Origin of the sequence: Bartonella sp. M0192, assembly GCF_016102305.1 — a bacterium.
Taxonomy (GTDB): Bacteria; Pseudomonadota; Alphaproteobacteria; order Rhizobiales; family Rhizobiaceae; genus Bartonella; species Bartonella apihabitans.
On record NZ_JACFOU010000001.1, the window covers coordinates 1,225,025 to 1,243,724 of the forward strand.

The window sequence follows — 18,700 nt, forward strand, 5'->3', positions numbered from 1 at the left end:
AAAAAGTTTTTTATTGTGCTTTAAACAGGATTGTTCATGGCATTCTTTTTGTCGATGAAAAAATTTGCCGTAACTTTGACGCTCGACTTTATCGCGGCGGTTATTTTGTTTGTCGGCACTCTTCATGCTGATGAATTGAAAAATAATGGACAGCCCGATCAACTTGAAAGTCCGAGTTTCGAGAGTTTCATGTTGAACGATGAAAGCTTTGCCGTCATCGTCGGAAAGGCTCCTGCAAATGCCAAAGTCGAGCTCATCGACGGAGCCCGAAAACTCGGCGAGACAAACGCTGACGACAAAGGCAGCTTCACCCTGACTTTGCAAAAAAAACTCGGGAAAGGTCAATACCATTTTGTCTTAAGAGCGACAGACCAGTCGGGAAAATCATTCACATCGGTTGAAACTGTAACGGTTATCATATCCCATAAAGTCCCGGATGGCATGGCTGCTTTTATGAACGATCCGGCAGGCGCCTCGCGGTTTATTTCCAATGCACCGGGAATAATCGAAATCGGCAAGAAAACGCATAATAATTTTGATGTAACAAGAATTACCTATAAAAACAGTATTCTGACGATCAGCGGTCGGTCTGAAAAGAACATGCAAATCATCGCAACACTCGGAAATATGCGCCTTGGCAGTGACAAGACAGACATTAACGGGAAATTCGAGCTCTCCCGTTTTGTGTCACTTTTTTCCGGTGACCATGTTTTTCGCATTGATTTGTTTAATGACGGCGGAGAAAATGTCGGTTCGTTAGCCATACCGTTTCGTATTGACGAACGCCATCACCCTGTGAACCAGCTTTATCGTGATGGCAAGCCGGTAAAAACCGTAATTGTCGAAAAGGGAGACAGTTTATCGTCTATTGCCGAAAAAGCTTATGGATCAAGCCGTTATAGCGAGGCAATATATTCGGCTAATTCTGCTATCTTAAAAAACCCTGACCATATCACGAAAGGGCAGGAATTGATTTTGCCCGAGATAGACAACTCGCAAAAATCCAAAGCAGCAAATGCCCAGACCGATTTGAAAGAAAAATGACAGAACCAAACAGAGCAAAAACCGTTTCGGCCGATTCCGGAAATACATTTCGTACAATCCTCAATCTTTGGCCTTATATGTGGCCATCCGATCGTCCGGATCTAAAGCTGCGCGTTTTATGGGCAGTTCTTTATCTCGTTTTGTCAAAACTGGTTCTGATCTCGGTTCCTTATTTTTTCAAATATGCCACAAATGCTCTGAATGTCGATTATACGCCACCTTCATGGCTTCCGGCTGTTTTTGCCGCGCCATTCATGATGGTTCTCGCCTATAATGTGGCACGAATTTTACAGGCCGGTTTAAACCAGTTACGCGACGCTTTGTTTGCAACAGTCGGTCAGCATGCTGTCAGGAGATTGGCCTACCAGACTTTTGTTCACATGCATGAACTGTCTTTGCGGTTCCATCTTGAAAGGCGAACCGGCGGTTTATCCCGTGTGATAGAACGCGGCACGAAAGGCATCGAGGCAATTGTCCGCTTTTCAATATTAAATACGGCACCGACTGTACTTGAATTCGCGCTCACTGCCTTGGTGGTCTATATCAGTTACGGCTGGCATTATATGAGCGTTGTCGCAATTACTGTCGGCCTCTATACATGGTTTACGATCAAGGCAAGCAATTGGCGCATTTCAATTCGGCGTCAGATGAACGAGTCGGATACCGAAGCAAATACGAGGGCAATCGACTCGCTTTTGAATTACGAGACGGTGAAATATTTCGGTAACGAAGACCTTGAGGCAAAACGTTTCGATAGCTCTATGGCAGGCTATGAGAAGGCAGCCATCAAAACGTGGATTTCACTGGGATGGCTCAATTTCGGTCAGGCGGTCATATTCGGCGCCGGCATGGCAACAATGATGCTGATGTCGGCATATGAAGTCATGCATGGCACACAAACGCTTGGCGATTTTGTATTTATCAATGCGCTGCTCATGCAGCTTTCGATACCGCTTAATTTTATCGGTTCGATTTATCGCGAAGTCCGTCAAGGTTTGACAGATATTGAAGCCATGTTTGATCTTCTGGATGTCAAACAGGAAGTGACCGATGCACCCGATGCAAAGCCATTGATTGTTAAAGAAGGCGAAATCCGCTTCAATCATGTCGAATTTTCTTACGATACAAACCGGCAAATTCTAAAAGATATAGATTTTTCAGTACCGGCCGGAAAAACTGTTGCCATAGTCGGGCCTTCAGGGGCGGGAAAATCAACAATTTCAAGGCTGTTATTCCGCTTTTATGACGTTCAAAAAGGCTCGATTATGATTGACGGGCAGGATATCCGTTCAGTGACGCAGAAAAGTTTGCGCAATGCAATCGGCATGGTGCCACAGGATACAGTGCTTTTTAATGATACAATTGCTTATAATATCCGTTACGGTCGTCCGGATGCTTCTGACGAAGAAGTGAAAAAAGCGGCTGAAATGGCGCAAATAGGGGATTTTATTGCCCAATTGCCTGATGGTTACCAGTCAATGGTTGGCGAACGCGGGTTGAAGCTTTCAGGCGGTGAAAAACAGCGTGTTGCTATTGCCCGCACGATTTTGAAAGCTCCGCCAATTCTGATACTTGATGAAGCAACATCCGCACTTGATACAGCAACGGAACTGGAAATCCAATATGCACTTGATGTTGTAAGTCGCGGACGCACGACCTTGGTCGTCGCTCACAGGCTTTCCACAATTATCGGGGCGGATGAAATTCTTGTTTTAAAAGGCGGACGCATTATTGAACGTGGCAAACATGATGAATTGCTCGCCAAGGGTGGCCTTTATGCTTCAATGTGGCACAAACAGCTTGAAGCTTCCAAGGCAGAAGAACAATTGCGCAAAATTCGCGAGGAAGATGAGTTGGGCATTGTCTCCCCTCATTGACAACGGTCTTGCGTAGAATGATGAAACAAACTATCGCTTTTTTCGCATTGATTGGATAAATAGGAACCGGCTTCGTATTGAACGGGTGGGTACGGTGTAAGATAAATGGGGTATACGCGTATGAGCATTGTTAGATCGGTTCGTAACGGTTTTGCGCCCATCCACAAGGAAGGGTACCCGTTTATCGTCGGATTCTTCATTTTATCGCTGGTTCTCGGCTGGATGTGGGATCCGCTCTTCTGGTTCGGTTTGGTGCTTACTATCTGGTGCATCTATTTTTTTCGCGATCCGGAACGGGTCACGCCGATTGATATGAATCTCGTTATGAGCCCGGCTGATGGCCGCATTTCCTTCGTCGGTATGTTTATGCCGCCCAAAGAACTTGGCCTGGGCAACGAAGAGATGATGCGGGTATCGGTGTTCATGGATATATTTTCCTGCCACATCAATCGCATTCCGATGGATGGTGTTGTGAAATCCATCGTCTACCGTCCGGGAAAGTTCGGAAATGCCGAACTCGACAAGGCGAGCGATCATAATGAAAGAAACAGCCTTGTCATTGAAACAGCCCATGGCGATATCGGTGTTGTACAAGTGGCTGGTCTTGTTGCCCGTCGCATAGTATGCTGGTCGAAAGAAAATGAACCTGTGGTCGCAGGCAAACGGTTCGGTCTTATCCGCTTTGGTTCCAGACTTGATGTTTATCTGCCAGCCCATGTAAAATTACGGGTGGCAATCGGGCAGAAGGCTATTGCCGGTGAAACTGTTTTTGCTTCCTTTGACAAAAGCGCGACCATAACAGACTTTAGACTGGATTAGATTTTAATGGAGAGCTCTTCGCCTTTTTCTTCATTCGACCCCGAGGGACATAAAAATGATGATGTGAAGCCGCGTCGATCAATTTCGATACGCTTTGTTCTTCCAAACGTCATCACAATTCTGGCGATATGCGCCGGTGTCAGCAGTATTAGGCTCGCTTTTGAACATCGTTTCGAAACGGCGATTTTAATGGTTTTGCTTGCTGCTGTGCTCGATGGTGTGGACGGGCGGTTGGCGCGTCTTATGGGCGGTGGATCTTCATTCGGTGCGCAAATGGACTCTTTGGCCGATGTGGTAAACTTCGGTGTTGCACCGGCATTGATTGTCTATTCTTTTCTCCTCAATCAGGCTCATCAGGTAGGCTGGATAGCTGCACTTGTTTACTGTATTGCCTGCTGTTTGCGCCTTGCCCGTTTTAATGTGATGATTGATAACAAACATATTCCGCGCTGGCAGCGGGAATATTTTGTCGGTGTACCGGCTCCGGCGGGTGCGTTGTTGGTATTGCTACCAATTTATCTTGGTTGTCTCGGGCTTGAACCGGGGGCTGGCTGGGCGCTGGTTTTCAGCCTTTATACAGTTGTTATCGCTTTTCTGCTCATCAGCCGTCTGCCTGTCTGGAACGGTAAAACAATTGGTCAGCAATTGCGCCGCGATGTCGTCATACCCGGTATGCTTGTTGTTGTGATCTATGTCGGCTTTCTTGCCACTTACACGTGGCAGGTACTTCTCGTTACAGCAATCGGCTATATGGCATTCCTTCCATTCAGCTTGATGGCCTATCAAAAACGCTCGGTTCGTGAAGCACAAAAAATAAAAGACGGCGCTGCAACCGAGGATGAAGAAGAGGAAGACAAGGACTAGATTACCAATCCGATTTCTCGTCTTTATCTAATTTATTTCATACATGATGAATTCTTGCATCTTGATGTTTTGATTGAACTGGCTGTGTTCTACATCGGGCTGACAAATCCGAAATCTGAAAAACCGGCTTTCAGGCTCGAAAGTCTTTTTTGTTTTAAGACAGTTTCCGGAATTTGCGCGGAATCTTCAGGCTGTCAAAATTCATTACGCGACGTGTACCGGTCGGAATTTATAGGATTGTCATAAAATATTTCCGCAATATGTGCGTGATAAGAACTGCTGCAGTTGTGGGCGTTAAAAAGTGCAGGGGGTTATAAAAACCCCATTTTTTCGTGAGGTTCTTTCTGCTGACGAAAAATGCATTGCGCGATCTGCGCCATTTCTGGACGCGGATAGAGTTTTCAGAAGATAACCATGCAGGAAAAACTGTTCGGCTTTTCCTGCCTTTCATTCCGGTTTTTCTAATCAGGAACATGATAGGTGAGAAAACGGTTTTTACGAGCGTCAAAAAAACCGCCGGTCTCTTCAAGGTCGGGGGAAGCAAGTTGAACAATCTTGGCTGCAATTTCTTCCGCAGATGGCAATGTGTTCGGGTCTTCTCCCGGCATAGCTTGCGCACGCATGGCAGTGCGCGTTGCTCCCGGACTTGCCATATTCACCTTTACAGAGGTGTTCTTCAATTCGTCAGCCCAACAGCGTCCCAACACTTCAAAGGCAGCCTTGGAAGCCGCATAAGGTCCCCAAAAAGCTCTTGGTTTATGCACAACACCGGAAGAAAAAAGAATTGCACGCGCACAATCCGCCTTTTTTAAAAGCGGTTCGACAGCGCGGATCAAACGCCACTGGCTAATGACATTGATTTCAAATACATCTTCAAATGTTTTTGCTTCGACATGCGCAACCGGTGAAATGGACCCCAAAACACCGGCATTGGCAGCCAGAACATCCAGTTTATGCCAACGTTGGTTAATCTCGTTTCCCAACCGGTCAATGGCTTCCATATCGTGGAGATCAAGCGGTACCAATGTTGCAGTGGAACCTGCTTTGACGATTTGGTCATCAAGCTCCTCCAAGCCGCCTACAGTTCTCGCTAGAGCAATGATATGAGCGCCGCGTTTTGCAAGTTCCAATGCAAGATGATAGCCGATACCTCGTGAAGCACCGGTTACAAGAGCAACACGCCCCTTAAGGTCGAATGTTTGATTTTTTTCCATTATCGTCCACAATTCAAAACAGCGAGTTTATGAACATTATCGGCATTTTCTTCGTCGACCAGACGTGTCGGATAATCGCCGGTGAAGTAATGGTCGGTAAATTGCGGATCGGCATTGTTTCTCACCTCACCTCCGACAGCCATATAAAGCCCGTCGAGAGACAAAAATTGTAACGAGTCAGCACCGATAAATTCACACATAGATTTCAAATCAGGAAATTGATTGGCAAGGAGTTTCGATGCTTCAGGGGTATCGATGCCGTAAAAATCGGGATAAAATATCATTGGACTTGCAACGCGTATATGGACTTCCTTGGCTCCTGCGTCGCGCAGCATTTGTACGATTTTGATGGACGTCGTGCCCCGAACAATTGAATCATCAACCAGCACAACGCGTTTTCCTTCAATAACAGGGCGGTTGGCTGAGTGTTTGAGTTTGACACCAAAGGCACGGATTTGTTGTGTCGGCTCAATAAATGTCCGGCCTACATAATGGTTACGGATAATACCGAGTTCGAATGGAATGCCGCTTTGCTGTGCGTAACCGAGTGCTGCCGGTGTGCCGCCATCGGGAACAGGGACAACCACATCACCATCACAAGGAGCTTCTTTGGCAAGATAAATACCCATATTTTTGCGCGCATTATAGACACTGCGTCCACCAATAATCGAATCAGGGCGGGCAAAATAGACATATTCAAAAAGACAAAGTTTTTCCGGTTTTTTATCTTTCGGCTTGATCGTCTTGATTGTGACGTCACCGTCTTTTTGTAATTGACAGATGATGACTTCACCATTTTCAACGTCGCGGATATATTTTGCGCCGATAATATCAAGGGCGCAGGTTTCGGAACAAAAAATCGGTTTGCCATCAAGTTCACCCATGACCAGTGGCCGGATGCCGGTGGGGTCGCGAGCGGCAATGAGCTTTGAACGGGTCATCGCGATCATTGCAAAACCGCCTTCGATCTGGCGGATAGCGTCAACAAAACGTTCGGAAGATTTTGCGTGACGCGAGCGGGCGATGAGATGAAGAACAACTTCCGAATCGGAGGTTGATTGGCAAATTGCACCCGAAGCAATGAGCTGGCGGCGTATTGTGAGCCCGTTGGTAAGGTTGCCATTATGGGCAATAGCAATGCCTCCCACTTCGAGTTCGGCAAAGAGCGGCTGAACATTGCGCAGTGCCGTCTCTCCCGTGGTCGAATAACGTGTGTGACCGATCGCCCGGTTACCGGGGAGATTGGCCAAGGTTTGCGGGTTGGTATAATGGTCGCCAACAAGCCCCATATGCTTTTCCTGATGGAATACATGTCCATCATAAGAAACAATACCGGCTGCTTCCTGTCCACGATGCTGCAAGGCGTGGAGGCCGAGTGCCGTTAGAGTTGCCGCATCATCATGCCCCAGAATTCCGAAAACGCCGCATTCTTCGTGCAAACTATCGTCGTCGAGAGAAAAATCCGGTTCACAAAAGACCTCTTTTGCCATTTTGACCATCCCATAGAGATATCTAAGAATATTCTTTGTTAGAACATATAATATAGGTAAAATGGGTGGCATTTAAGGCCACCCATTTAAATTCAGTCACCCGATTGAGCCGGATTATCACCGATGCTATTGTCAGTATTGGACGGCTCATCTTTTTTCAGAACACTGGAAGCTTTGTCGAAAATCCAGTCAGGATCCTTTGGCAATAAATCCCAAATTTTATTACTCATAGAATCAAGCATGGGTTTGGTTTTTGCGTCCTTGAGCCAAGGCGCCTGATCTTCCGGCTTGATGAGCTGGTTAACAAGCAACATGGCGATCACCATAATGAAAAGTCCACGAACAACGCCGAAAATAAATCCTACCGTGCGATCGAGCGCACCGATTCGGCTATCTATAATAACATCGGCAATTTTCATTGTTATGATTGACACAATAATGAAAACAATAACGAAAATAATTGCCAGACTTGCAATGAGTGCAATGGTTTTATTGGAAAGATAAGCTTCTACAAAGGGCAGGAGGTTTTTGTAAAGAAGCACAGCCGCGATAGCAGCAATGACCCATGATGCCAAGGATAAAACTTCACGTGAAAAGCCACGCACCATCGCCAAAAAGGCGGAAAAGAGGATCACTACAATAACCAGGCCATCAAGGGCTGTCATGAACATCAGGCTTGTCCTTAAGTTCGCTTCAATCGGCAAAAGACAATAAAAGTGGCGTCGATTACATCTTCATTGCCAGTTTGGAAAACCAATATCAATATTTCCTGTATTTTAAAAGTGCCAAGCCAGCCATTTGTCCACAAACTCAATTCTGCGCTGGAGGCGTGCTGCGCTTTTTTCCGGAAGCAATTGCAGCCACAAGTTCGGGCAGGTCAGAGAAACTTTTTTGCCTGAAAGACGGCGATTTGATGGTCTCGGTTGTGCCGGACGGTTGAATTGCCCCTTTAAAACCGAGCTTGTCGGCTTCTTTCAGTCTTTGACCTGAATGCGAGACTGCGCGCAGAGCCCCCGACAAACTGACTTCACCGAAAAATACGTAATTTTGAGGCAGCACAATTCCTGCAAGAGAAGAAACCAGCGCCGCTGCGACCGCAAGATCGGCTGCGGGCTCTGAAATGCGGTATCCGCCGGCAACATTGAGATAAACATCGTGCTGCCCGAAACGTACGCCGCAATGGGCTTCAAGAACTGCAAGAATCATGGAAAGCCGGTTGCTATCCCATCCGACAACTGCCCGTCTTGGTGTCCCCAGCGAAGTTGGCGCAACGAGTGCCTGAATTTCAACAAGGATAGGCCTTGTCCCCTCCATGCCCGCAAAAACTGCGGCACCGGGTGCATTGCTGTTGCGCTCTCCAAGAAACAATTCGGAAGGATTGTTAACCTCCCGCAAGCCATGGTCCGACATTTCAAAAACACCGATTTCATCTGTCGGACCAAAGCGGTTTTTCACGGTTCTCAAAATTCTGTATTGGTGTCCGCCTTCGCCTTCAAAATAAAGCACCGCGTCGACCATATGTTCGACAACGCGCGGGCCGGCAATTTGTCCATCTTTTGTGACATGACCAACAAGCACAACAGCAGACCCCGTTTTCTTGGCAAAGCGTATCATCGCTTGTGCACCGATTCTTACCTGTGTCACTGTTCCCGGAGACGAATCAACCGTTTCGGACCAAAGCGTTTGTATGGAATCGATAATGACCAAATCAGGCTTTTTGGCATTAGTGAGCGTTGCGAGAATATCTTCAACATTGGTTTCGGCAGCAAGCTCAACAGTTGTGTTGGCCGCACCCAAACGTTGCGCACGCAAGCGGATTTGCGCCACCGCTTCTTCACCGGAAACATAGATAACGTGATAGCCTTGACGGGCAAGCGCTGCTGCCGCTTGTGTCAAAAGTGTCGATTTTCCAATGCCCGGATCACCGCCTACAAGAAGTGCCGAGCCCCTCACAAAGCCACCACCTGTAACACGATCAAGCTCGACAATTCCCGATTTTACCCGTGGTGCGTCTTCAATAGCGCCCGAAAGCGATGTGAGTGCAACAACGCGCCCTTTACGGCTGCTTTTTGCTGGCCCCCCGCCAATGCCGCCGCTGGTTCCTTCTTCGACAATGGTGTTCCATTCGCCGCATGCATCGCATTTTCCAGCCCATTGGGAATAGACTGTGCCACAATTTTGACAGACAAACTGGGTGCGTGTTTTTGCCATTACGATCAGCCGAATTGATCCGGTAACTTGTCACTTTCAGCAAGATCTGAAAAGCGGGTATATTCAGCCTGGAACGCCAATCTTACAGTTCCCGTCGGTCCGTGACGTTGTTTTGCCACAATCACCTCGGCCTTGCCAAAGACTTCTTCCATCTCTGCTTGCCATTTCAAATGTTCTTCACTACCAAGCTTAGGCTCTTTGTTTTTGATATAATATTCATCGCGATAAACAAACAGCACAACATCGGCATCCTGTTCGATAGAACCGGATTCACGAAGATCGGAAAGTTGCGGGCGTTTGTCATCACGTGCTTCAACCTGACGGGAAAGCTGCGACAAGGCAATGATTGGTATATTGAGCTCTTTGGCAAGCGACTTCAAACCGGTCGTAATTTCGGTTATTTCCTGCACACGGTTTTCCGAAGCGCGTTTCGACACGCCAGTCATCAATTGAACATAGTCAATTACCAGAACATCAAGGCCATGCTGGCGTTTAAGCCGACGTGCACGGGCTGAAAGCTGCGCAATCGAAATGCCACCGGTCTGGTCGATATAAAGCGGCGCTTTTTGTAATCTCGTCATTGAATGGAGCAGCTTGGCGAACTGGTCTTCGGTAATATCACCACGACGGATTTTTGACGAAGATACTTCAGCTTGCTCGGAAATAATACGTGTTGCCAATTGTTCCGACGACATTTCAAGCGAGAAGAAACCGACGATTCCACCTTCATTTTCTTCTGCCGGAAGGTTGTTTTCCTTCGCTTTGATAAAGGCATTGGCAATATTGAAAGCGATATTGGTTGCAAGCGACGTTTTACCCATGCCCGGACGACCGGCAAGGATGATAAGGTCGGAACGTTGCAAGCCGCCCATTTGCTCGTCGAGTTTCTTGAGCTGTGTCGGAATACCCGAAAGCCGAGAGGTACGTTTTTTTGCCGCTCCCGCCATATCGATGGCTTTTTTTACCGCATCATCGAAACTTTCAAAGCCACCGCCATATTTGCCGGTTTCGGCAAGTGTGAACAGTTTTTGTTCGACATTTTCGATTTGTTTCGAAGGGGTAAGATCAATCGGCGCATCATATGCGGTATTGACGATGTCATTTCCAAGATCAATCAAAGAGCGTCGTGTATAAAGGTCATAAATGGCACGGCCATAATCTTCTGCATTGATGATGGTGACTGCTTCCGTCGCCATGCGAACAACATAGGTATAAACGGTCATGTCACCGATTTTTTCATTAGCCGGAATAAACGGTTTGATTGTAATCGGATCGGCAAGCTTGCCATTTTTGATCATCTCGCTCAAAACAGCAAAAATCGTTTGATGCAATGGCTCGAAAAAATGTTCAGGCTTCAAAAAATCGGATACGCGGTCAAGCGCATCATTATTGATGAGAATTGCACCGAGAAGAGCTTGTTCCGCTTCGATATTATGCGGAATCTGCCTGAACGGGAGTGCCTCGTCACCATTGGTCTGCCCGATATTGAGAACTTTTGCTTCTGACATTAGTCTATTGCTGCTCGCCTGAATTTTATTGAATTGGAAAACCCCACCACTTTAACCCATTCAGGGTAGGGACTGCCACTTTTTTTTCCAGATAAATGCTCTTTTATGCGGTCGGATCAATTTTTTACGATGGCTTTTCTCTGGTGTAGTTAGGATTATCCTATGTAGCGTAAATCCGGAAAGCGCATTTCGAACGCCGAAAACGCTTGATATATCCGGATATACAGCATTTTCCGATAGATCAGATCGGATTGCCCAATATTGAGCAAAACAGGGGAAACCGACTTTGCACAGGCTATTTCTTGTCTTTTTGAGAGCTCGTTGTCTTGCGGCGCGACTTGGGCGCTTGGGGAGTGGCACCAGCATCTTTTTTTTCAACAGTTTTTGTCGCGGATTTTACATTGCCTTCAGATTTTTCAAGATTGGGGTCGGCATCAATTTTTTTGAGTCTGGCTTCTTCCTCGCCAATGTAATCACGTGTCAAGGGGACCGCATCCTGCTTGTGAGCGAGCTGGATCTGGAAAACCATCATGCCTTGCCAGCGGAAAGCGCTTTCTGATGCCGCAAGATAAAATTCCCACATCCGGCAAAAACGTTCGTCATAAAGTGCCTTGGCTTCGTCCCAATGTGCAAGAAAAGCTTCGCGCCAAGCTTTCAATGTTTCGGCATAATGCAAACGCAATATTTCTATATCGGTGATAATCAGACCGCTTTTTTCAATAACGGGAATGACTTCCGATAATGCAGGAATATAGCCACCGGGGAAAATATATTTGGCAATCCACGGATTGGTAGCACCCGGTTCACCGGAGCGGCCAATCGAGTGGAGAACAAAACGTCCATCCGGCTTCAACAATCTTTTGACGTGGTCGAAATATTCTTTGTAATGGCCGATACCGACATGTTCGAACATACCCACCGAGACGATTTTATCAAAAGCATCATCAAGCTTGCGATAGTCGAGCAGAAAAAATTTGGCTTTATCTTGTAGTCCCATATCTTTGGCGCGCTGATTGGCGATGCCATGCTGTTCATGAGAAAGCGTGACACCTGTGACATTTGCACCAAGAACCCGTGCGAAATAAAGCCCCAATCCGCCCCAGCCGCAACCGATATCGAGAAGTTTCTCGTTTTCTTTTACCTGAAGCTTTGCCGCCAGATGGCGCTTTTTTGCAAGTTGTGCTTCGCTAAGGCTGACATTCGGATTTTCAAAGTAACCGCAGGAATATTGGCGATCGGGATCAAGAAACATCTCGTAAAGTTTGCCGGACAGATCATAATGGTGTTCGACGTTTTTTGCCGAACGACGTAACGTATTCATCTGTACGAATCGTTTTGTCGCCGTGCGAATGAAGGAAAATGCTTTCATCCACAATTGGTTTTCTGCGATCGGACCCGTGCTTTCGAAGATTGTCTCCAGCAACGAATAAATATCGCCTTTAATAAACTCGAACCCGTCATTCATGTAGGCTTCGCCCAGTTTCAAAGCAGGGTCGAGAGCAACTTCGCGTTCCCATTTTGCTGATGTAAAGCGTATTTGAATTGGCTTGCCCGTCTGGTCACCGAACTGGTATGTGACCCCTCGTGAATCAGTAATTGTCAAATTACCTTTCGTAATAATGTGGCTGGCAGCCGTCTTCAATAAAGCAAACATCTATCGAGTCCCATCTTTCAATCAATAATTTGGCCGACTTTTATGCACAAACAAGCGTCTAACAAAGTTCACGAAAATCTATTCCGTCCAACGTGGCGTTTATAGTGCCAATTTGTAAAAAAAACACCCGACCAGAAGATCGGGTGTGTTCATTTTTTTTTGACATGTCAAGGAACAACTGTTCCAAATTACTGGGGCAGTGCGTCGCACTTATAACAATTGTGTCCCGAAGAACCGATAAATGCTTATTCGGATGCCTTTTCCTCGGCGTTTTCCTCAGCCTTTTTCTCGGCTTCGTGTTCGGCACCTTCCTCGTCGAAAACTTCTTCCGAGAGCGGTTTTTCCTCAATGCCATAGATTGCTTCAATCGAAGTCAAATCTTCTCCGGCAGCCTGACGTTCGGCTTCTTCGGCAGAGCGGGCAATATTGACGGTGACATTAACCTGTACTTCAGGGTGAAGATTAACCGCAACATTATGAAGGCCGATTGTTTTGATCGGGTGATTAAGTTCTACCTGCGTGCGAATAATTGTGAAACCTTCCGAAGTGATAATATCGGCAATGTCACGGGTCGAAACAGAACCATAAAGCTGTCCGGTTTCACCGGCAGAGCGGATAACAACGAATGTCTTGCCGTCAAGCTTGTCGGCAACCTGTTGGGCTTCGCTCTTGCGTTCAAGATTGCGGGCTTCGAGCTGTGCTCTCTCACTTTCGAATTTCTTTTTGTTGGCCTCGTTGGCACGCAAGGCTTTTCCCTGCGGGAAAAGGAAATTGCGGGCAAAGCCGTCTTTCACAGAGACAGTATCACCCATTTGGCCGAGACGGGCAATGCGTTCGAGTAGTATAACATCCATTTTGAATTCCTTTCAGCTGCATTTATTGTTTGGGTTGGCCGTGTCGACGGCTCACTTGAATGGTTGTCCAGATTCCCATCAGAAGAAGAATGAGCGATACCGGAACAGCGAATATGAAAGTGCAAAGGGCAATATAGACGAATCCCAATATAAAAATGCGTCCACTAATGCCCCGTGTCAGATTGTGTAAATAGGCAAGTCCGGTCATCGAAATTGCCAATGTAAAAGTCGTGTTGAAGACCAATGCACACAGATTGAGAAATGTCCCCAATTGGAAAAACGTGGCGCCAAAGGCGACAATAAAAATGATCAGTGCAGGCAATGGCAGACGAAATTTTTTCGGCCAGTCATCGCGCGGGCGGGCGAGCCGTTTCATGCGTTGTGCACCGACAAGCGCAAAATACAAATTTCCGGTTAGAAAGAGCACCCCGTAAGTGGCCAGACTACTCGATAACAATGGAACGATATTGTTTACCAGAAAGTCGTGGAAGGTGACGATGTCGGCCTCGCTTGCAGAATTGGTTTCACGCAAGGAATTTGTGACGAAACTTGCAATTTCACCGGCAATGATCGGCGTGGTCGGGTTATTATATAAGATTGTGCCAATGAAAACACATATAATAGAGATAAAGCCGGTCAACAAAAATATGACTGACGAAAGCGGATACCATTTGATGGCATGACCATCCTCGTCCATTTCGGCAAGCCCTAATAGCCAGGATGCATAGACGGCGGGAAGGAAAAACAGCAATGTAAAGCCAAGCCCGATATAGAAATTTTGCGCAAATATCAGAACGATTGCTGCTGTAACAAGAGAAATGATGCTGGCAGCCGTGCCCCAACCAAAGGCCACGATGAAAATCGGTAGCGACATAAAGCAACCGAGTAACAATGCAAATGGCGGGAAAACCGTAAAAAAGCTCATAATAGCCGTTGCAAGGACAGCAGCAAACAGCCCGCCCAAAATACCTGCCGGAAATGTATAGGATTTTTTTTGCAACATTGATTCGCTGTCCTGCCTTTGCAGTTAGGGGCTAAGATGACTGCTCCAACTCCGGTTTTATTTGAACCTGCACCGAAAGCAGGGGAAAAGCAGCCGGTCAAGCCGGCTGCCAAAATTACTTATTTCACAACATAAGGCAGAAGGCCAAGGAAACGGGCGCGCTTGATGGCTTTTGCCAATTCACGCTGTTTTTTCTGGCTCACTGCAGTAATGCGTGAAGGAACGATCTTGCCGCGCTCGGAAATATAGCGCTGAAGAAGTTTCACATCCTTATAGTCGATCTTTGGTGCGTTCGGACCTGAAAACGGGCAGGTCTTGCGACGGCGATGGAAAGGACGACGGGTTGGAATCTGACTAATATCAACCATTATTCATCTCCTTCATTATTGTCATCATCGCGTGAGCGACGCGAACGACGGGGACGCTCGTCATCTTTACCATAACGATCATCACGGTCACGGCGGGATAGCATAGCTGACTGGCCTTCCTCAAGCTCGTGAACGCGAATGGTCATATAACGGAGAATGTCTTCATTGATGCGCATCTGACGTTCAACTTCTGCAATGGCTGCAGCGGGAGCGTCAATATTCATCAAAGTGTAATAGGCTTTGCGATTCTTGCGAATACGATAGGTGAGGGTGCGTAATCCCCAATTTTCAATACGCCCGACTTTACCGCCATTGGCCTCGATAACGCCCTTGTAGAGTTCTACAAGCTGGTCAACCTGTTGCGGTGCAATATCCTGTCGGGCAAGGAACACATGTTCATAAAGAGCCATTGTTTTGCCTTTCTTCGGTTAATCTTTGTCGACTTCTAGCGCAGAGCCTCTGCGACTTGCCTTTTCGGTAAACCCGAAGAAGAAAGGACGCGTGTTTCGAGACATTCGAGAGCGGAGACACGGGAGGCTTGAAACTTTAATGTTTCCTGTCGCTTGAAAACGCGACCCTCCGTTCAACCCCCGGCCAAATGCCGACAATGAACGGGCGGTTTCTACAGTCATTTTGTAAAAATAGCAAGAAGGAAGCGGTTGAAAACTGTTTTTTATTTGGAAGAATGATGATGTCGATATATGAGTGGCGAAATTGCAAACTGCCAAAATTCGGAGTTAGGCCAAAATGGCATTTCTGGAAAATATCGATATTCTCATTTTCAACTTTCTCGCTGCAACGCCTCAAACCCCGACAATTATGGCATATTTCGGGATAATTTGCGCAAAATTCCTGATTTATTTCATCCCCTTTCATTTGATAATATTGTGGTTTCTGGGAGGGCGCGGAGAACGCCAGACTGCGCTTGCAATTTTCTTCGCCGTCGTGATCGGTTTATTTTTTAGTTTCGTTATAGGACATTTGTGCTATCGGCCCCGCCCATTTGTGGCCGGAATAGCGAAAGCTCTGATAGAACATAAAGAAAATGCCTCGTTTCCCAGTAATCACGCGCTAATTTTCACAATTTACGTAACCTCTCTTTATTTCTATCGCTATAAGCACGTGGCGCGATTTGGGCTTGTAATCGGATTATTGACGTGTTGGGCACGCATTTTTACAGCTGTGCATTATCCGTCGGATATTCTGGGGGGTGTAGTTCTTGGACTTGTTATCGCAATGTTTGTCATTCATATTGTTATGCCATTTGTTCCCAAATTTGTTTATCAGTTACCTTATTCACCAAAAGGAAGAGGAACGGATTTGGATGTCTAGTCAACCATGTCCGGCTTGACTTTTGTTGCTTTTATAGGCCAAGACCGGATAATATTTGTTTTTTTTGAACCAAGGAGTGCACTCTAGTGGTTTATGCATTTACTTTCCCCGGTCAGGGGAGTCAGTCCGTTGGTATGGGGAAAGCGCTAGCAGAGCAGTTTGCCGAAGCACGGGCTGTATTTGAAGAGGTAGACGATGCATTGGGCGAGAAGCTGTCGTCTGTCATGTTCGAAGGACCTGAAGATGTGCTGACTTTGACAGCCAATGCACAACCGGCACTAATGGCGGTTTCCATGGCTGTTATCAAGGTGCTGGAAAAAAACGGCCTCGATTTGAAATCCAAAGTATCGTTCGTGGCGGGGCATTCTTTAGGGGAATATTCGGCGCTCTGCGCTGCCGGAACGTTCAGTCTTGCCGATACTGCGCGTCTCTTGAGAATTCGTGGAAATGCTATGCAGGCAGCTGTCGCTGTAGGCGAGGGCGCCATGGCCGCAATTATCGGTCTTGAAGAAGAAGTCGTTTCGGAAATTTGTAGTTCGGTTCTGGGCGAGGGGATTTGCGAAATTGCCAATGACAATGGTGGTGGTCAACTGGTTATTTCGGGAGCTACAAAAGCCGTTAATGCAGCGGTAAAGCTTGCAACCGAAAAAGGAGCAAAAAGAGCAATTCTTCTTTCGGTTTCTGCGCCGTTCCATTCAAGCTTGATGCAACCGGCTGCAGATGCGATGCATGATGCACTTCTTGACGTCAATAAATTGGCGCCGGTCGTTCCTGTTATTCCAAACGTTTCTGTAGAACCGGAAACAGATCCTGAAAAAATAATCGAGTTGTTGGTTCGTCAGGTAACAGGCCGTGTCAGGTGGCGTGAAACCATCGAATGGTTTGCGGCCCATCATGTCGATACGCTTTTTGAAATTGGTTCCGGTAAAGTGCTGACCGGACTTGCAAGAAGAATAGACCGTAATCTGAATGGCATGACGGTCGGCACTGCGGAAGAAATAGAAAATGCGCTGAAAGCGCTAGGGGTATAATCAGGGAATTTGACAATGTTTGATTTTAAAGGGCGCAAAGCGCTTGTAACCGGAGCAACCGGCGGCATTGGAGAAGCAATTGCTCGTCAACTCCATGAACGTGGCGCTATTGTTGGACTTCATGGTACGCGTGAAGAAAAGCTTAAAAGTCTTGCTGAAGATCTGGGTGACAATTGTTTTGTTTTTCCCGCCAATCTGTCGGAACGTGAAGAGATCGCCAAATTGGCTGAAAAAGCCGAAAGCGAGATGGAAGGGATCGATATTCTGGTCAATAATGCCGGGATTACCCGTGACGGGCTTTTTGTGCGAATGAGTGACAAGGATTGGGATGATGTACTGGCGGTTAATCTGACCGCCGTATTTCTTCTCACACGCGCCCTAACGCATCCGATGATGCGCCGGCGCTATGGTCGTATTATTAATATTTCTTCTATTGTCGGCGTTATCGGCAATCCTGGGCAAACAAACTATTGTGCAACAAAAGCCGGAGTTATCGGATTCTCGAAATCCTTGGCGCAGGAAATTGCAAGTCGTAATGTAACTGTCAACTGTATTGCTCCAGGCTTCATTGAGTCGGCCATGACCGATAAGCTCAACGATAAACAGAAAGAGACAATTATGTCGGCTATTCCGATGAGAAGAATGGGGACAAGTAAAGATGTGGCGGCGGCGGCAATTTATCTTGCGAGCGATGAAGCTGCATTTGTTACCGGCCAGACATTACACGTAAACGGTGGTATGGCTATGATCTAATAGAGCTTTGCAACGAGACTCGCATGCATATTCGAAGAAAGCGGGCGAACATTGTCAAAGCGGAAACGCATTATTTTATGCCAAGTCTGTGATTTTTTTAATTTTGCTCGAGGAGAAACACAGGATTTTGGCATAAAATTAAAATAAAGACGCGAAATTCGTTAAAATATCTTTGCGTCTTGGCGCCGAGCATGGTAATTGGCGCCTTTAAGGCCGGTTCATAAAACCGGTTAATCCCTTGAGAGGGATATCCACAGGATGCATTTGAAAACCTAAAAATCATAGGTGTAAATGCATCTATTGCTTGATTAGATGAGCCCGTGCCGCTAACCAAGGCAGGGAAACAACAAAAGTCGAGGATCCGACATGAGTGATACAGCAGAACGCGTCAAGAAAATCGTCATCGAACATCTTGGTGTTGATGCAAATAAAGTAACCGAAAACGCAAGTTTCATTGACGATCTTGGTGCCGATAGTCTTGACACCGTAGAATTGGTCATGGCTTTTGAAGAAGAATTCGGTGTAGAAATTCCGGACGACGCTGCCGAAACCATTTTGACCGTTGGCGATGCAGTCAAGTTTATTGACAAGGCTTCGGCCTGATTTCTTTGGGAGACAGAAACGATATAAAGTTTTTGTCTCCATTGCTTTTTTACTCGTAGAGAACGGGTAATCCGG

At 46.6% G+C, this 18,700-nt stretch carries 18 protein-coding genes; 8 read left to right on the forward strand and 10 right to left on the reverse strand.

Annotated features, from left to right (window positions below; translation table 11 throughout):
• Positions 1-36: 36 nt before the first annotated feature.
• From H3S82_RS05370 to pssA, 4 genes are all read left to right on the forward strand, one after another.
• Positions 37-1,044: a LysM peptidoglycan-binding domain-containing protein gene (locus H3S82_RS05370; protein WP_198232291.1), complete on the forward strand. Its 1,008-nt coding sequence runs from the start codon at positions 37-39 to the stop codon at positions 1,042-1,044.
• Positions 1,041-2,921 carry an ABC transporter ATP-binding protein/permease gene (locus tag H3S82_RS05375; RefSeq protein ID WP_077970966.1) on the forward strand — a complete coding sequence of 627 codons (1,881 nt, stop codon included), beginning with the start codon at positions 1,041-1,043 and terminating at the stop codon, positions 2,919-2,921. Before H3S82_RS05370 ends, H3S82_RS05375 begins: the two co-directional genes overlap by 4 nt.
• A 120-nt stretch (positions 2,922-3,041) precedes the next feature.
• Positions 3,042-3,740, forward strand: coding sequence for a phosphatidylserine decarboxylase (locus tag H3S82_RS05380; protein ID WP_077970969.1), 699 nt, complete (start codon positions 3,042-3,044; stop codon positions 3,738-3,740).
• Positions 3,741-3,746: 6 nt separating this feature from the next.
• The gene (gene pssA / locus H3S82_RS05385; protein ID WP_198224951.1) at positions 3,747-4,604 is read left to right on the forward strand and encodes a CDP-diacylglycerol--serine O-phosphatidyltransferase; all 858 of its coding nucleotides are present in this window, start codon (positions 3,747-3,749) and stop codon (positions 4,602-4,604) included.
• A 461-nt stretch (positions 4,605-5,065) separates the two neighbouring features.
• On the opposite strand, the gene H3S82_RS05390 is transcribed toward pssA, so the two are convergent.
• The 10 genes from H3S82_RS05390 to rpsF all read right to left on the reverse strand — a co-directional run bounded on the left by H3S82_RS05390 (position 5,066) and on the right by rpsF (position 15,316).
• Positions 5,066-5,818, reverse strand: coding sequence for an SDR family NAD(P)-dependent oxidoreductase (locus tag H3S82_RS05390; RefSeq protein ID WP_198232292.1), 753 nt, complete (start codon positions 5,816-5,818; stop codon positions 5,066-5,068).
• Positions 5,818-7,308, reverse strand: a complete 1,491-nt coding sequence (gene purF / locus H3S82_RS05395; protein WP_370541228.1) for an amidophosphoribosyltransferase — start codon at positions 7,306-7,308, stop codon at positions 5,818-5,820. The genes H3S82_RS05390 and purF overlap by 1 nt, the downstream gene beginning before the upstream one ends.
• Before the next feature lie 92 nt (positions 7,309-7,400).
• Positions 7,401-7,979 carry a CvpA family protein gene (locus H3S82_RS05400; RefSeq protein WP_198232293.1) on the reverse strand — a complete coding sequence of 193 codons (579 nt, stop codon included), beginning with the start codon at positions 7,977-7,979 and terminating at the stop codon, positions 7,401-7,403.
• Positions 7,980-8,118: 139 nt separating this feature from the next.
• Entirely contained in the window at positions 8,119-9,519 is a 1,401-nt protein-coding gene (gene radA / locus H3S82_RS05405) for a DNA repair protein RadA (protein ID WP_198232294.1), read from the reverse strand.
• A 5-nt stretch (positions 9,520-9,524) separates the two neighbouring features.
• Entirely contained in the window at positions 9,525-11,027 is a 1,503-nt protein-coding gene (locus H3S82_RS05410) for a replicative DNA helicase (RefSeq protein WP_198232295.1), read from the reverse strand.
• Positions 11,028-11,322: 295 nt separating this feature from the next.
• Positions 11,323-12,681, reverse strand: a complete 1,359-nt coding sequence (locus tag H3S82_RS05415) for a cyclopropane-fatty-acyl-phospholipid synthase family protein (RefSeq protein ID WP_198232296.1) — start codon at positions 12,679-12,681, stop codon at positions 11,323-11,325.
• Positions 12,682-12,926: 245 nt separating this feature from the next.
• Complete coding sequence (rplI, locus tag H3S82_RS05420) at positions 12,927-13,535, reverse strand: 50S ribosomal protein L9 (protein WP_198232297.1); 609 nt, start codon at positions 13,533-13,535, stop codon at positions 12,927-12,929.
• 22 nt (positions 13,536-13,557) lie between these two features.
• Positions 13,558-14,538 carry a hypothetical protein gene (locus H3S82_RS05425; protein WP_198232298.1) on the reverse strand — a complete coding sequence of 327 codons (981 nt, stop codon included), beginning with the start codon at positions 14,536-14,538 and terminating at the stop codon, positions 13,558-13,560.
• 119 nt (positions 14,539-14,657) lie between these two features.
• On the reverse strand, positions 14,658-14,906 hold the full coding sequence (gene rpsR / locus H3S82_RS05430; protein ID WP_075870048.1) for a 30S ribosomal protein S18: 249 nt from the start codon (positions 14,904-14,906) through the stop codon (positions 14,658-14,660).
• Positions 14,906-15,316 (reverse strand): 30S ribosomal protein S6, encoded by a 411-nt coding sequence (gene rpsF / locus H3S82_RS05435; RefSeq protein WP_077970990.1) that lies wholly within the window; start codon positions 15,314-15,316, stop codon positions 14,906-14,908. Before rpsF ends, rpsR begins: the two co-directional genes overlap by 1 nt.
• 337 nt (positions 15,317-15,653) lie before the next feature.
• Between rpsF and H3S82_RS05440 the strand changes: the two genes are divergently transcribed.
• The 4 genes from H3S82_RS05440 to H3S82_RS05455 all read left to right on the forward strand — a co-directional run bounded on the left by H3S82_RS05440 (position 15,654) and on the right by H3S82_RS05455 (position 18,625).
• Positions 15,654-16,238 (forward strand): undecaprenyl-diphosphatase, encoded by a 585-nt coding sequence (locus H3S82_RS05440; RefSeq protein ID WP_077970991.1) that lies wholly within the window; start codon positions 15,654-15,656, stop codon positions 16,236-16,238.
• A gap of 86 nt (positions 16,239-16,324) precedes the next feature.
• Positions 16,325-17,269, forward strand: a complete 945-nt coding sequence (gene fabD, locus H3S82_RS05445) for an ACP S-malonyltransferase (protein ID WP_077971008.1) — start codon at positions 16,325-16,327, stop codon at positions 17,267-17,269.
• A 15-nt stretch (positions 17,270-17,284) separates the two neighbouring features.
• Positions 17,285-18,022, forward strand: a complete 738-nt coding sequence (gene fabG, locus H3S82_RS05450) for a 3-oxoacyl-[acyl-carrier-protein] reductase (protein ID WP_077971010.1) — start codon at positions 17,285-17,287, stop codon at positions 18,020-18,022.
• Positions 18,023-18,388: 366 nt separating this feature from the next.
• On the forward strand, positions 18,389-18,625 hold the full coding sequence (locus H3S82_RS05455; RefSeq protein ID WP_075870044.1) for an acyl carrier protein: 237 nt from the start codon (positions 18,389-18,391) through the stop codon (positions 18,623-18,625).
• The last annotated feature ends 75 nt before the right edge of the window (positions 18,626-18,700 follow it).